Here is a 13,370-nt window from a genome sequence, read left to right as displayed (position 1 = left end):
CTTTCACATGACCAAACATTGCTCTACCCAATGTGGTTTTCAGAATTGTGCGGCCGAAGCTCGGTTCCAATCATCTGCAAATTCTTCGGGAATGTCGTCCTTTAACAAGGCGCCGTCCTCCAGATAGGTATAAAGTTCGGCATAGCTGCGCTCATGCTCGTCCGCAGTGCGGCGCAAGATATCACGGGGATGTAACTCGGATGCTTTTTCCTTGCCCATGGCGCCCAAAAGCTCGCGGAAACTTTCCAGCGTGGCATCGTGATAGCGATGAACACGCCGACGTTTCTGAGGCACATTCACGGCGCGCCCGCGGATGGGATCTTGTGTAGCCACCCCTGATGGACAACGGTTTGTGTTGCAATGCAATGCCTGGATGCAACCAACCGCAAACATCATCGCGCGCGCCGAGTTGCACATGTCTGCACCAAGCGCCAACTTCTCGACCATGTCATAACCGGTCGCCACTTTGCCGGAGCAGATGATCCGAATCTTGTCACGCACTCCGACACCGCGCAAACAGTTGCTGACAAAGATCAAGGCTTCGTTCAGGGGCATACCCAACCGGTTGGTAAATTCCACCGGGGCTGCGCCTGTGCCCCCTTCTGCCCCGTCAATCGTGATGAAATCCGGCAAGATACCCGTTTCAAGCATTGCTTTGCAGATCGCCATGAACTCGGACGGCCTGCCGATGCACAGTTTGAAACCGACAGGTTTGCCACCTGACATTTCCCGCAGGTGCTGGACAAAATGCATCAAACCCGTGGGCCCATCGAATGTGCTGTGGGTGGGCGGAGAAATCACATCCTGATGTTCTGGCACACCGCGTATCTCGGCAATCTCAGCATCAACTTTGGCAGCAGGCAGAACACCGCCGTGGGCGGGCTTTGCACCTTGTGACAGCTTGATCTCAATAGCCTTGACCACGTCCTTTCTTGCCTTTTCGGCAAACTTGTCCTTGTCAAATCCACCAGCCGGGGTCCGGCACCCGAAATAACCCGTCCCGATCTGCCAGATGATGTCTCCGCCTTCAGCCAGGTGATGCGGTGACAGACCGCCCTCTCCGGTGTTATGCGCGAACCCCCCATCCTTGGCTCCTCCGTTCAGCGCGCGGATGGCGTTGGCGCTGAGCGCGCCAAAGCTCATGGCAGACACATTAAGACGCGAGGCGCTATATGGTTGCGTACATTGTGGACCGCCCAGCAATATGCGTTCTTCACTTTTGTCTACATGTTTGGGGGCAAGTGAGTGGTTGGCGCGATGATACCCGGTTTCGGTAATGTCGTATTGCGTGCCGAACGCCTGTGTGTCCACCTGCCCCTTGGCCCGAGAATAAACCAGCCCTCGGACAATTCTGTTGAAAGGCCGTCCACTTTCGTTGGTTTCCACGAAGTACTGGCGAATTTCCGGACTTACAAATTCCAACATGTACCGGAAATGGCCAAGAACCGGATAGTTGTTCAGGACGTTGTGCCTGGTCGTCAAAACATCATAAAGACCGATGATCGCGTACGGCACCAAAATGATCAGAAGCCAATGGGCAGGCGACCAGAAGAACCCAAGGATCAGAACCACTGGCAGACAGACACAGCTTAGAAAAAAGAAAATTCTGCGTACAATCATGTTCCAAACTCCTTGTGTTTTTATCGGGCTGATGAGCCATGCTGTCAGAACTCAACGTGAAACAGATTGAAATTTTATTTCAAGTGTCAGCGGTAAAATGTCTGCTGAGGGACGCAAATGTGAAATCATGTTACGAACGGACCAACTGTTGAACCCAGTGCAACCAGCGGATAAATCACGCGAACCGGACGACAAAGGGCCGATCCTTGGCAAACACACACTCCCACCTCTGGCGTGAACGAAAAAGCGTGATGTTTCTGTCCGTCTTCGTCGGTGGGGCGCTTGGGTCGTTGATGCGTGAGGCGTTTGCACTAGAAATCCCCGGCCTCAGCTTTCTAACTTCGACTTTCGGCATCAACGTGACCGCCTGTTTTGTTCTGGGCTGGCTGTATTCCGTGCGCCATAAGGTGCACGCGCATGTTCTGCATCTTGGCGCCGTCGGATTTTGCGGCGGATTGTCGACCTTCTCATCTTTTGTTGCTGATCTTGAACGTATGGCCGAAGGCGGCCTATGGGTAACGTCCCTGGCAATCGGGCTGGAAGTTTCATTTGGCCTTGCGGCCGCGCTGATTGGCGAAAGCCTTGGTCGTCATTTTCACTCTGAAAAGTCGCCGTCATGAGCGAATTGTATCTTCATTCCATGTTCGCGTTGGGTGGGGGTCTGGGGGCCGTGATGCGCCATTGGCTGGCGCTGAAAATTCGGCACGACTTGCCACTAGCAACCTTGCTCGTAAATGTATTGGGCAGCTTGTTGCTGGGGATCTGGGTGGGGTATTTGGGAGGTCCTGTAGACATAGCCGAGGACCAAAAACGCCTTGTTTTCGGGTTTTGCGGCGGTTTTACAACCTTTTCCAGCTTTGCCTACCAATCGCTCGAGCTTCACCGCGAACGCACATTGTTTTTGGCAGCAGGCAATATTCTGTTCAGCCTTGCTCTGTGCTGGTTCGCTTTCTGGCTTGGCCTGCTGTTAACGCGCTGAAGCTTACCAAGCCGGGCAATAAACTCGAACACTGATTTGCTTTTCTTTCCGACCAACGTTGGGTCCCAAGCCACGCCAACGCTTTGACAAATAAAGAGTTTGAAAAGACTTATTGCATTAAGCTGAACTGCATCGAGTGTTCTGGTGTGTGAGCAATGGCCTGTGTCCTTGACCCGGACATGGGCCATTTCTTAATCGGATCAGACCCCATAACGGGCAAGAAACATATCCACGGCTTGTGTCGCCACTTCGGTGATTTCTTCTTTGCTGAACGAATTCTGAATTCCAAATGCGGCCCGGGTCCAGATTCTTACCTTGCAAAGCTCGGAGAACTGCTCAGCCGCGATATAAACATCTTCAATCGCCAACTCACCTTTGGCCACGGCTTTTTCAAGATATTCCGCCATTTGACGCTGGCCATTTTGCGGCCCCGCTTCATAAAATGCGCGGCCAAGTTCCGGAAACCGGTCCCGTTCGGCAACACAAATCCGAAAAACTTGCTGCGCGAAATCTGAAACCAGAAACGCCGTCAATTGCGTGGCCGCGATCATCAGCACTTCGCGGGCGGGTTTGGTCTCGTCAATCATCGCGATGATCCGTTCAGCCATCAGACAGCATTCCGTTTGCGCAACTTCCATGAACAAAAGACGCTTGTCCGGGAAATAGCTGTACAAGGTTGCTTTTGACACCCCAGCCGCGCGTGCAATATCATCCACGCTTGCGCCCTCGAATCCATCCGCCATGAAAACCTCTCGGGCCCCGCGCAAAACCTGATCGAACTTTCGGCCTGTGCGCAGGATGGTGGCGGTCTGGGTCATGTCATCTCCTTGAGCAATACCTGACACAGTTTATAAACCGTTCGGTTCAGGTACAAGGATTCTCGTATTTCGCTAATATCTGGCAATGCTCTAATTGTGCCGCAGGTCTCTTGCGACGGTTTCAAACCGTGTTAGGACTTGGCCCATGGCCGATATCTTTTTGCGTACACTTCCCTTTTTTGCGATCATCGGCCTTGGCTTTTGGGCTGGGCGCACACGGTTCTTTACGGCCGAAGCAACCGCATATCTGACCAAGTTCGTATTCTTCTTCGCACTATCGGCAATGCTTTTTCGATTTGCGGCGACCCTGCCCTTTGCAGAGATTTTTAACGCAAGACTGATCTTCGGTTACCTCATAGGCACCGCCGCTGTTTATGGCATAGCCACTTGCGTAGCGTGGATTCGCAGCCTTGATGTGCCGACTTCGGCGGTTGAAGCACAGTGCGCTGCCATTGGAAACGTTGGCTTTCTTGGCCTGCCAATGCTCGCGGTGCTGTTCACCGAAGCAGCTATTGGCCCGGTCATGCTGGTTCTGACCGTAGATCTGGTTGTATTCTCGTCTCTGATCGTGATCCTGATCAACGGTGGGCGTGACGGAAGGCTGACGCCAGCCACTTTCAAACTGATTGGAATGGGTCTGCTCAAGAACCCGATGATTGTCTCGATCTCTGCCGGGCTCGTCTGGTCATCCCTGCAAATCCCGGTTCCCGATCCGCTGAACAGCTTTCTGACCATTCTCGGTGGTGCCGCTACCCCCGGAGCGCTTTTTGCAATCGGCGCGTCCCTGGCTGGCAAATCCGCAGAAAGAATTCAGATCGCAGCCTGGTTGAGTTTCTGCAAGCTGGTGCTCCACCCGCTTTTCGTGGCAATAGCCCTGATCTGGCTGATCCCGGTCGAAACATTCCCGGCAAGCGTTGCAATTGCGGCGTCCGCTCTGCCCGTAGCAGGAAATGTCTATATGTTGGCCGCGCATTACGGCATTGCCCCACAGCGCGCCTCGGCTGCTATTTTGCTGTCGACGCTCGTCAGCATTGTCACAATACCGCTTGTTATTGCGACTCTAGGAACTCCCTGACTTTCACCTTTTTAAAAATACTCACTCCAAAGGCACTCGGACTTTACGCCGGGTCCGTGGATCGTTAGCCATGTTGCGACTCTAGAATAAGGACGATGCCTGATGGAAACCCTTTCGGAAAATGCCTGTTTCGGCGGAGTGCAAGGCGTGTATCGCCATGCTTCGTCGGCATGCCAATGCGACATGACCTTTGGCCTTTTTCTTCCGACCGAGGCGAAAGATGGCCCGGTTCCGATATTGTGGTATCTGTCTGGTCTGACCTGCACTCATGAAAACGCGATGACAAAAGCCGGCGCACAGGCGTGGGCTGCGGAACTGGGCATTGCAGTGGTGTTTCCCGACACTTCGCCACGCGGTGAAGGTGTTGTGGATCACGACGACTACGATTTGGGCCAGGGCGCTGGGTTCTACGTGAACGCCACGCAGGAGCCTTGGGCGCCGCATTTCAGGATGTGGGATTACATTTCCGACGAACTGCCCGCCTTGCTGTTCGAGAACTTTGCCATCGATAGCGAACGTCAGGCCATTACCGGTCATTCCATGGGCGGGCATGGTGCATTGACACTGGCCATGAACCTTCCGGGACGGTACCGCTCGGTTTCGGCCTTTGCGCCCATCTCGAACCCGACGGGTGCAGACTGGGGGCGCAAACAGCTTGGCGCGTATCTGGGGGATGATAAATCCCTTTGGGCCAAACACGATGCTTCCCTGTTGATGAAAGAAACCGGTTTCGACGGTCCCGTCCTGATCGATACGGGCAGCAATGATCAGTTCATGGACCTGCTGCGCCCCGAAACGCTTGCCCAAGCCATCGCTGAGCGTCGCCAGCAAGCAACCTTCCGCCTCCAGCCAGGGTATGACCATTCGTACTTCTTCGTATCCACCTTCATGGAAGACCACATCGTTTTTCACGCCGAAGCGCTGTACGGAGACTGAGGTATGAGCAAATACGACTATGATCTGGTCATCATCGGATCCGGGCCTTCGGGGCGTTCCGCTGCCATTCAGGCTGGCAAGCTCAAGCGACGGGTTCTGGTGATCGACCGCAAAGACCGTTTTGGCGGAGTATCCGTTCACACCGGAACTATCCCATCCAAGACATTGCGTGAAACGGTTCTGAATCTGTCGGGCTGGCGCGAGCGCAGCTTTTATGGCCGTTCCTATCGGGTCAAGGACCAGATCCGCGCCGAAGATCTCAAAGCCCGCCTGCACATGACCCTTGATCACGAGGTCGACGTGCTGGAACATCAATTCAACCGGAACCATGTCGATACGTTGAACGGTCTGGCAAGGTTCATTGGACCGCACGAAGTGGAAGTCGCCACTGATGCTGGCGAGACTACCCGAATAACAGCCGCCAAGTTTTTGATTGCGACAGGAACCAAGACTTATCGCCCCGATTACGTTCCGTTCAACGGCAAGACAGTGGTCGATGGCGACGAATTTCTGGAAATGGCAGAAATTCCGCGTTCACTGGTTGTTATCGGTGCCGGGGTCATTGGCGTCGAATACGCCACGATGTTCTCGGCGCTGGACGTTCGGGTTACGCTGATCGAGCCGCGGGATACGTTTCTGGATTTCATCGATAGCCGCTTGATCCATGATTTCACCCATCAAATCCGCGAAAACGGTGTTGATCTGCGGTTGGGATCGGCTGTCGAAAAGATTGAAGATGCGGGCGAGCACGTCGAAGTGACCCTAGAAAACGGGCGCCACGTGCGGGCGGAAATGCTGCTGTTTGCCGCCGGGCGCATGGGCGCAACATCGAAACTCAATCTGGATTCTGTCGGACTTGAAACCGATCACCGCAACCGGATCAAGGTAGACCGCAAGACATATCAGACCGCTGTTCCGCATATCTATGCGACCGGTGATGTGATCGGCCACCCTTCGCTGGCTTCTACTTCACTGCAGCAAGGGCGCGTGGCTGCCTGCCATGCGCTTGAGACACCTACACTGCCGGAAAGCCCATGGTACCCCTATGGCATCTACTCTGTTCCCGAAATTTCCACCTGCGGCATGTCAGAGGAAGAACTTCAGGAGCGCGGCATACCCTATGAGGTCGGCGTTGCCCGATTCCGCGAGACCTCACGCGGGCATATCATGGGTTTGGAACACGGCATGCTGAAGATGCTGTTTTCGCTGAAGACCCGCCGTGTCTTGGGCGTGCAGATTGTGGGCGAAGGTGCGACCGAACTGATCCACATTGCTCAGGCGGTGCTGAACCTGAAGGGCACTGTCGATTACTTCGTTCAAAACACGTTCAACTATCCAACTCTGGCCGAGGCTTACAAGATCGCCGGGCTGGATGCTTTCAACCGGATGCCGATCCCGGAGGAATTCAAGGTGCGGAAGAAACCTGCAGAACCGGAGAAAAAAGAGGCCAAAAAGGCGTGACAACGCTCTATGTCGATGGCGATGCCTGCCCTGTAAAGGCCGAGGCCGAACGGGTTGCTACGCGACACAAGGTGCCTATGGCACTGGTGTCGAATGGCGGTCTTCGACCGTCAGCAAACCCGCTTGTACAGGTCATCGTGGTCTCGGAAGGTGCTGATGAAGCGGACAAATGGATTGCAGAACGCTGTGGCGCAGGGGATGTAGTTGTTACCTCCGATATCCCTCTGGCCGCGAAATGCGTCGCAGCGGGTGCCCAAGTTTTGCGCCCGAACGGCGAAGCTTTTACGGCAGCGAACATAGGCCAGCAATTGGCAATGCGTGATTTGATGGCTGACCTGCGGGCCGCCAATCCGCTGGGGGCCGGAGGCGGCGGCCGACCATTCAGCAAAGCAGATCGTTCAAGGTTTCTGGATGCGTTAGAGCGGGAACTTCGCGCAGCGACCCGAGGATAAGTGCAATCATCTGCAAGCTAAAATGCGAGCCTGCAACCAGAAACGCCCGTTTACAAGCCCGCTGAAAGAACGCAGGCTGCGAAAGACTTCTGATCAGGCTATTCGCAAACGGAGACCGAATTATGAAAGTACAGGGTGCTCATTACCGGTCAATTTGGTGGGACAAATCGGCAGGTGAGGTTCGGATTATCGACCAGCGATGGCTGCCCCATGACTTTCGGGTGGTTACCCTGAAAACGCTGGGTGAATTTGCGACAGCGATCCGCGACATGTGGGTCAGGGGTGCGCCACTGATTGGTGCAACAGCCGCGTTTGGAATTGCCGAACAGATGTCCCGTGACAGCTCTGACGCTTCGTTCGACGCCGCATATGACGTATTGCACGCGACCCGGCCAACGGCTATCAACCTGCGATGGGCTTTAGACAGATGCCGCGACGCGCTGATGCCACTTGCCCCAAGTGATCGCGCTGAACGGGCCTGGGCACTGGCACAGGAAGTTGCAGACGAAGATGTCGAGATCAATGCATCGATAGGTCGCCATGGGCTGCAACTGATCAAAGATATTGCAGCCCGAAAGCTTGCAGGTGAACCGGTGCGGCTATTGACGCATTGCAACGCCGGATGGCTGGCAACGGTGGATTGGGGAACGGCGACAAGCCCAATGTATCATGCGCATGACGCGGGCATTCCGCTTCATGTCTGGGTGGATGAGACCCGACCGCGTAATCAGGGGGCGCTGACATCCTGGGAGCTTGGTGAACACAGCATTCCCCATCGTTACATCGTGGACAATGCAGGCGGTCACCTGATGCAACACGGTTTGGTTGACGCGGTCATCACCGGTACAGACCGGACCACGGCACAAGGCGATGTCTGCAATAAAATCGGTACCTACCTGAAAGCCTTGGCGGCGCGGGACAACGGGGTTCCGTTTTACGTCGCCCTGCCCTCACCTACGATTGACTGGACGGTTCGGGATGGAGTGTCGGAAATACCGATCGAAGAACGCGATACGAAAGAAGTGACCCATGTCATGGGTGTGGTTGGACAAGGGGGTATTGCCGACGTTCGCGTCACCCCGAACGGGACGGAAGGTGGCAATCCTGCCTTTGATGTCACACCAAACCGGCTGGTGACGGGGCTTATTACCGAGCGTGGCGTCTGTGCCGCCTCTGCCGAAGGCCTTGCCGGTTTGTTTCCGGACCGAGCCGGCTAGATTTACACCCCACGCGGCATGACCGCTGGCACGCTCACATAGTTCGAGAGCGAAACGTCACCTCAGGCAGGGACTGCCAGACGGTTCTCTCGGATCGGTAGATGAACGATGGCGCTGAAAGCCCCTATTGCCACACCGATCCACCAGACAAGGGCATAGTCACCATATTGGTCATACATACGTCCCCCCAGCCAGACGCCCAGGAAACTGCCAACCTGATGGCTGAAGAAGATTATGCCATAGAGTGTTCCCATGTAACGCAGACCATAGAGGTGCGCGACAAGACCCGACGTAAGCGGAACGGTGGCCAGCCAAAGTGACCCCATCACCAGCGAGAATGTAATAACGGACAACGGCGTTATCGGGAAAATGATGAACAACGCCGCAGCAAGCGTCCGACCGGCATAGACCGAGGCCAGCAAATATTTCTTGGGAAAATGATTGCCAGCCCAGCCCGCCAAAAGGGTCCCGGCGATATTGGCCAAACCAATCAGTGAAATCGATACCGCGCCAAGTGAGGACGTGGATGTGATGCCGATGGAATGCAGCACGCTGCCGGGTTGGATCGGGCCGCACATTTCGGTCACGAATGCGGGGAAGTGAGCCGTGATAAATCCCAGCTGGTAACCGCAGCTGAAAAATCCAATAAATATCAAAGCGTAAGAGGGGTCTCGGAACGCCTTGCCCAGAATTTCGCCCATGCTTTCTTGCAACGCTGCCTTTGAACCTAGCTGAGGCGCCCGCATGAAGGGCAAGGTCAATACAAGCGCTAGAATCGCAGCCGCAAACACGACGAAGACCTGTTGCCAGGGCAGGAATGACAGCAACCACTCAGCTGCCGGCGCGCCCAAAACCTGTCCGAAACTGCCCGCCGCTGTAACGACGGCCAGCGACATGGACCGATTTTCATCAGAGGACGCACGACCGACCACAGCCAAAACCACGCCGAACCCGGTTCCGGCAATGCCAAACCCCACCAGCCACGCATAAACCTGATGCCCAAGCGGTGTGACGGACCAGGCCGACAGAACCAGACCGGCAGCATAGGTCAAGGCACCGAGGACAATGGCCTTTCGGTCTCCTACTTTCTCAGCGATAGCTGCAAAGATCGGTTGACCGATGCCCCAAGCCAGATTCTGGATGGCGATCGCCAATGAGAAATCCGTGCGCAGCCAGCCAAATTCGCTGGCAATCGGAATCTGAAACACGCCGAAAGACGCGCGCACGGCAAAACTGACCGTTATGATGATGCATCCAACGATCAGGATCGGGTTCAACATGCGGGTGGATTGCGGCATAGCGACCTCGGGTAGTTTGGTCCGACGGACCGTACTGCATTTACGGATCGCGTCAATTCAACAGATTTGCGGTCACGAATAAGCAATTTTGATACGTCAGGGAAATGGCATCTTTTCAACGCGCTGGGTCACGGGTAAGGCTCTGGGTCATGACGGATCTGATTTCGCTTTACGAAGCCCGCGTTGCGGATGGAACTCTGACGCGCGACGACGCTCAAGAAGCCGTTTTGCCCCAGTTTGATCGCATCCGCGCGGCACTGGCCGAGCCGGTAAAACGAGGGTTTTTCCGCAAGGCTCCGCCAACGCCCAAAGGCCTGTACCTATGGGGCGGCGTCGGACGTGGTAAATCGATGCTGATGGACATGTTCGTCGACACGCTGGGTGAAGTCCCCGCACGGCGCGTTCACTTTCATGCCTTCATGCAGGAAATCCATGCCGGAATGCACAAGGCCCGAAAAGAGAACGTCGAAGATGCTCTGGCACCTGTGGCGAGAGAGGTTGTGAAATCCGTCCGCCTGCTGGCCTTCGACGAGATGCAGATCACTGACATTACGGATGCGATGATCGTTGGCCGCTTGTTTGACCTGCTGCACGAGGGTGGCGTTGTTGTTGTGACCACGTCGAACAGGCATCCGGACGAGCTGTATAAGGATGGGTTGAACCGGCAATTATTCTTGCCTTTTATTGCCCATATCAAAGACCAGTTGCAGGTATGGGAACTGGTATCGCCCACGGATTACCGTCAGAACAGACTAGAAGGTGCTCCGGTCTATTTTACACCCATCGGGCCCGAAGCGCGGCAGAAAATACGGGATGTCTGGAAAGATCTTGCAGGCGGTCCTGCCGATCCGTTGATATTGCAGGTCAAAGGCCGCGCTGTCGAACTGCCCGCATTTCGCAATGGTGTTGCACGGGCTTCGTTCTATGACCTGTGCGGCCGGATGCTGGGACCGGCAGACTATCTGGCTATCGCAGAAGCAATTAAAGTGCTGGTGCTTGAGGACATCCCCCGTCTGTCGAGAAATAACTTCAACGAAGCCAAGCGCTTTGTCATCCTGATTGATGCGCTCTACGAGGCAAAAGTTCGGTTGATCTGCTCGGCTGCGGCAGAGCCCGAGATGTTGTATGTCGAAGGTGAAGGCACCTTTGAGTTTGAGCGTACTGCGTCGCGCCTGCGGGAAATGCAGGACCAGAACTGGGGGAAGTAGGGGGCTCTGCCCCCGTCGCGCTGCGCACGCCTCCCCCGGAGTATTTGCGAAAAGATGAAGCTTAACCGTTTTCTCGCAGGATGTTTCCGGCAAGATAAAGGGAGCCGCAGATCAGGACACGCGCCTGTGGGTCTTGATCCGTGATTGCCTTCAACGCATCCGAAACGCTTGCAGCGACCGAAGAGGGCAAGCCAACTTTGGCGGCGGCGGCGGCGGTTTCATCGGCGCTGAGCGTGGCCGCCTCGCCCGGTATGGAGACGGCAGTCAGACTTGCAACCTGTCTGGACAGTGGCGCGAGATACCCAGTCACGTCTTTCGTGTTGAGCATACCGCAGATTAAATGCGTGGGACGTTGCGGCATTTTCGCCAGCACATCAGCCAGCGCGATACCTGCGGCCGCGTTATGCCCTCCATCCAGCCACAGTTCGACCTGAGGGGCTTGCTCGGTCAGCGGGCCGGTTTTGAGACGTTGCATACGCGCAGGCCAATCGGCATTGGATACGGCAGCCTCGTAGGCCGCGTCACCCATTGAAAGATGACGCAGAACCGCTAAGGCGGCACCGGCATTCTGGAACTGATGTGCACCCAGCAGGTTGGGTAGCGGCAGATCACGCAGCCCGGTTTCGTCCTGATAGATCAAGCGCCCGTTTTCTTCATGAACGTGCCAATGCTGGCCATGTACAAGCAGCGGTGCGCCCAACCGGGCGGCTGTGTACTCGATCACCTCCAGCGCCTCGTCTTCTTGCGGGCCGACGATGCATGGCACACCAGGTTTGATAATGCCCGCCTTTTCGGCGGCAATCTTTCCCAGGGTGTCGCCCAGATACTGTTCATGATCGATTGAAACCGGCGTAATGACTGTCACCGCCGGTTCATCAATCACATTTGTCGCGTCAAGCCGCCCGCCCAGACCGACCTCGAGCAGAGTGTAATCTGCTTTGCAGCGAGAGAAGGCCAGCAAGGCGGCGCAGGTTGTGATCTCGAAATACGTGATGTTCTCGCCGCCATTCGCCGCGTAGCACTCATCCAGAACCGCGGTCAGGCCGGGTTCCGAAATCAGTTCGCCCGCCAACCGGATACGTTCGTGAAATCGCGCCAGATGGGGCGAGGTATAGGCATGAACGGAACGCCCTGCCCCTTCCAAGCCCGCCCGGATCATGGCCTGGGTCGAGCCTTTACCGTTGGTTCCGGCAATATGGATAACCGGAGGCAGCTTGAGCTGCGGATTGTCCAAAGCGGCCAGCAATCGCCAGACGCGATCCAAGGTCAAATCAATGATCTTGGGGTGCAGCGCCATCATCCGGTCGAGGATGGCGTCAGATGTCTTGGTGTTCATTTTTTCCCGGTCTCTTCGGCCTGAGCGACCTTGGCCGTTTCATCCGGTGCCGGTGCCGGCAGATCACCTTTGATCGCCGGTGGTTGGTTCATCAGCATCCGGGTGATGGTGATCAGCTCATCACGCATCTCGGTGCGTTTGGTGACACGGTCCAGCATCCCGTGATCCAGCAGGTACTCGGCGCGCTGGAAGCCGTCGGGCAGCTTTTCGCGAATCGTCTGCTCGATAACTCGGGGACCGGCAAAGCAGATCAACGCGTTCGGTTCCGAGATGTGGACATCGCCCAACATCGCATATGACGCCGTCACACCTCCGGTGGTGGGATGAGTCAGCACAACGATATAGGGCAGATTTGCTTCTTTCAGCATTTCGACGGCTACGGTTGTGCGCGGCATTTGCATCAGGCTGAGAATGCCTTCCTGCATCCGCGCACCACCAGCTGCCGAGAACAGGATCAGTGGGCGCTTTAGCTTAACCGCTTCTTGAGCGGCCGCGATGATTGCGTTGCCCACATACATGCCCATTGATCCGCCCATGAAGGAGAAGTCTTGCGCTGCTGCAACGATAGGCGTGCGCCCGATTTCGCCTTTGGCAACCAGCATCGCCTCTTTTTCGCCGGTCTTTTTCTGCGCCGCTCGCATACGCTCGGGATATTTCTTCTGGTCGCGGAAATGCAAGGGATCGTCTTTGGGGGCTGGCACTGCAACCTCAGTGAAAATACCGCCGTCGAACAGGTGATTGAATCGCTCGCGTGGGGTAATCGCCATGTGATGGTCACATTGGGTACAGACGTTCTGATTTTCCGCAAGTTCACGATGAAACAGCATCGTTCCGCACTCGTCACATTTCTGCCAGAGGTTTTCGGGCACTTCGCGGCGAGAGAAGATCGAGTTGATCCGGGGGCGGACGTAGTTTGTGATCCAGTTCATGTCGGAACCTTGGCTTGTGCGGTGTTGACGTCAAATAAGAC

At 55.7% G+C, this 13,370-nt stretch carries 13 protein-coding genes; 8 read left to right on the top strand and 5 right to left on the bottom strand.

Annotated elements, in window-relative coordinates:
* Window positions 1-39: 39 nt before the first annotated feature.
* A complete protein-coding gene (locus tag ACR0BF_RS14255; RefSeq protein WP_480625154.1) occupies window positions 40-1,620 on the bottom strand; it encodes an FMN-binding glutamate synthase family protein in 1,581 nt (526 codons plus the stop codon).
* A gap of 251 nt (window positions 1,621-1,871) precedes the next feature.
* On the opposite strand from ACR0BF_RS14255, the gene ACR0BF_RS14250 reads away from it, so the two are divergent.
* Together ACR0BF_RS14250 and crcB are read left to right on the top strand one after the other, a co-directional pair.
* Window positions 1,872-2,240, top strand: coding sequence for a fluoride efflux transporter FluC (locus ACR0BF_RS14250; RefSeq protein WP_480519926.1), 369 nt, complete (start codon window positions 1,872-1,874; stop codon window positions 2,238-2,240).
* Window positions 2,237-2,599, top strand: a complete 363-nt coding sequence (gene crcB, locus ACR0BF_RS14245; RefSeq protein ID WP_480519924.1) for a fluoride efflux transporter CrcB — start codon at window positions 2,237-2,239, stop codon at window positions 2,597-2,599. Before ACR0BF_RS14250 ends, crcB begins: the two co-directional genes overlap by 4 nt.
* Window positions 2,600-2,799: 200 nt before the next feature.
* Here the strand turns inward: crcB and ACR0BF_RS14240 are convergent, their stop codons facing one another.
* On the bottom strand, window positions 2,800-3,417 hold the full coding sequence (locus tag ACR0BF_RS14240) for a TetR/AcrR family transcriptional regulator (RefSeq protein WP_480554930.1): 618 nt from the start codon (window positions 3,415-3,417) through the stop codon (window positions 2,800-2,802).
* Between the two features lie 145 nt (window positions 3,418-3,562).
* On the opposite strand from ACR0BF_RS14240, the gene ACR0BF_RS14235 reads away from it, so the two are divergent.
* The 5 genes from ACR0BF_RS14235 (at window position 3,563) to mtnA (ending at window position 8,558) form a co-directional block, all read left to right on the top strand.
* Window positions 3,563-4,492, top strand: a complete 930-nt coding sequence (locus tag ACR0BF_RS14235) for an AEC family transporter (protein WP_480519920.1) — start codon at window positions 3,563-3,565, stop codon at window positions 4,490-4,492.
* Between the two features lie 102 nt (window positions 4,493-4,594).
* Window positions 4,595-5,428 (top strand): S-formylglutathione hydrolase, encoded by an 834-nt coding sequence (gene fghA, locus ACR0BF_RS14230; RefSeq protein WP_480625153.1) that lies wholly within the window; start codon window positions 4,595-4,597, stop codon window positions 5,426-5,428.
* Between the two features lie 3 nt (window positions 5,429-5,431).
* Window positions 5,432-6,889, top strand: a complete 1,458-nt coding sequence (gene sthA, locus ACR0BF_RS14225) for a Si-specific NAD(P)(+) transhydrogenase (protein ID WP_480519916.1) — start codon at window positions 5,432-5,434, stop codon at window positions 6,887-6,889.
* On the top strand, window positions 6,886-7,341 hold the full coding sequence (locus ACR0BF_RS14220) for a YaiI/YqxD family protein (protein WP_480554928.1): 456 nt from the start codon (window positions 6,886-6,888) through the stop codon (window positions 7,339-7,341). Before sthA ends, ACR0BF_RS14220 begins: the two co-directional genes overlap by 4 nt.
* Before the next feature lie 122 nt (window positions 7,342-7,463).
* Entirely contained in the window at window positions 7,464-8,558 is a 1,095-nt protein-coding gene (mtnA, locus tag ACR0BF_RS14215; RefSeq protein ID WP_480625152.1) for an S-methyl-5-thioribose-1-phosphate isomerase, read from the top strand.
* A gap of 62 nt (window positions 8,559-8,620) precedes the next feature.
* Here the strand turns inward: mtnA and ACR0BF_RS14210 are convergent, their stop codons facing one another.
* A complete protein-coding gene (locus ACR0BF_RS14210) occupies window positions 8,621-9,856 on the bottom strand; it encodes an MFS transporter (protein WP_480625151.1) in 1,236 nt (411 codons plus the stop codon).
* Window positions 9,857-10,005: 149 nt separating this feature from the next.
* Here ACR0BF_RS14210 and zapE point away from each other — a divergent pair, with 149 nt between their 5' ends.
* Entirely contained in the window at window positions 10,006-11,064 is a 1,059-nt protein-coding gene (gene zapE / locus ACR0BF_RS14205) for a cell division protein ZapE (protein WP_480519910.1), read from the top strand.
* Between the two features lie 61 nt (window positions 11,065-11,125).
* On the opposite strand, the gene ACR0BF_RS14200 is transcribed toward zapE, so the two are convergent.
* Both ACR0BF_RS14200 and accD read right to left on the bottom strand, forming a co-directional pair.
* Window positions 11,126-12,400 carry a bifunctional folylpolyglutamate synthase/dihydrofolate synthase gene (locus tag ACR0BF_RS14200; RefSeq protein ID WP_480519908.1) on the bottom strand — a complete coding sequence of 425 codons (1,275 nt, stop codon included), beginning with the start codon at window positions 12,398-12,400 and terminating at the stop codon, window positions 11,126-11,128.
* Complete coding sequence (gene accD / locus ACR0BF_RS14195; RefSeq protein WP_480625150.1) at window positions 12,397-13,329, bottom strand: acetyl-CoA carboxylase, carboxyltransferase subunit beta; 933 nt, start codon at window positions 13,327-13,329, stop codon at window positions 12,397-12,399. Before accD ends, ACR0BF_RS14200 begins: the two co-directional genes overlap by 4 nt.
* Between the last annotated feature and the right edge of the window lie 41 nt (window positions 13,330-13,370).

The organism is Ruegeria sp. AG7 (assembly GCF_056541545.1).
The sequence above is the reverse complement of the archived record's forward strand: the minus strand, read 5'-3'. Positions and strand labels throughout refer to the sequence as shown.

What these genes read in the sequence shown, in the direction of transcription:
- zapE (WP_480519910.1), top strand. Translation starts at nt 10,006, where the DNA reads ATGACGGATCTGATTTCGCTTTACGAAGCCCGCGTTGCGGATGGAACT.
- fghA (WP_480625153.1), top strand. Translation starts at nt 4,595, where the DNA reads ATGGAAACCCTTTCGGAAAATGCCTGTTTCGGCGGAGTGCAAGGCGTG.
- accD (WP_480625150.1), bottom strand. Translation starts at nt 13,329, where the DNA reads ATGAACTGGATCACAAACTACGTCCGCCCCCGGATCAACTCGATCTTC.
- ACR0BF_RS14250 (WP_480519926.1), top strand. Translation starts at nt 1,872, where the DNA reads ATGTTTCTGTCCGTCTTCGTCGGTGGGGCGCTTGGGTCGTTGATGCGT.
- ACR0BF_RS14255 (WP_480625154.1), bottom strand. Translation starts at nt 1,620, where the DNA reads ATGATTGTACGCAGAATTTTCTTTTTTCTAAGCTGTGTCTGTCTGCCA.
- ACR0BF_RS14240 (WP_480554930.1), bottom strand. Translation starts at nt 3,417, where the DNA reads ATGACCCAGACCGCCACCATCCTGCGCACAGGCCGAAAGTTCGATCAG.
- ACR0BF_RS14235 (WP_480519920.1), top strand. Translation starts at nt 3,563, where the DNA reads ATGGCCGATATCTTTTTGCGTACACTTCCCTTTTTTGCGATCATCGGC.
- sthA (WP_480519916.1), top strand. Translation starts at nt 5,432, where the DNA reads ATGAGCAAATACGACTATGATCTGGTCATCATCGGATCCGGGCCTTCG.
- ACR0BF_RS14200 (WP_480519908.1), bottom strand. Translation starts at nt 12,400, where the DNA reads ATGAACACCAAGACATCTGACGCCATCCTCGACCGGATGATGGCGCTG.
- crcB (WP_480519924.1), top strand. Translation starts at nt 2,237, where the DNA reads ATGAGCGAATTGTATCTTCATTCCATGTTCGCGTTGGGTGGGGGTCTG.
- ACR0BF_RS14210 (WP_480625151.1), bottom strand. Translation starts at nt 9,856, where the DNA reads ATGCCGCAATCCACCCGCATGTTGAACCCGATCCTGATCGTTGGATGC.
- mtnA (WP_480625152.1), top strand. Translation starts at nt 7,464, where the DNA reads ATGAAAGTACAGGGTGCTCATTACCGGTCAATTTGGTGGGACAAATCG.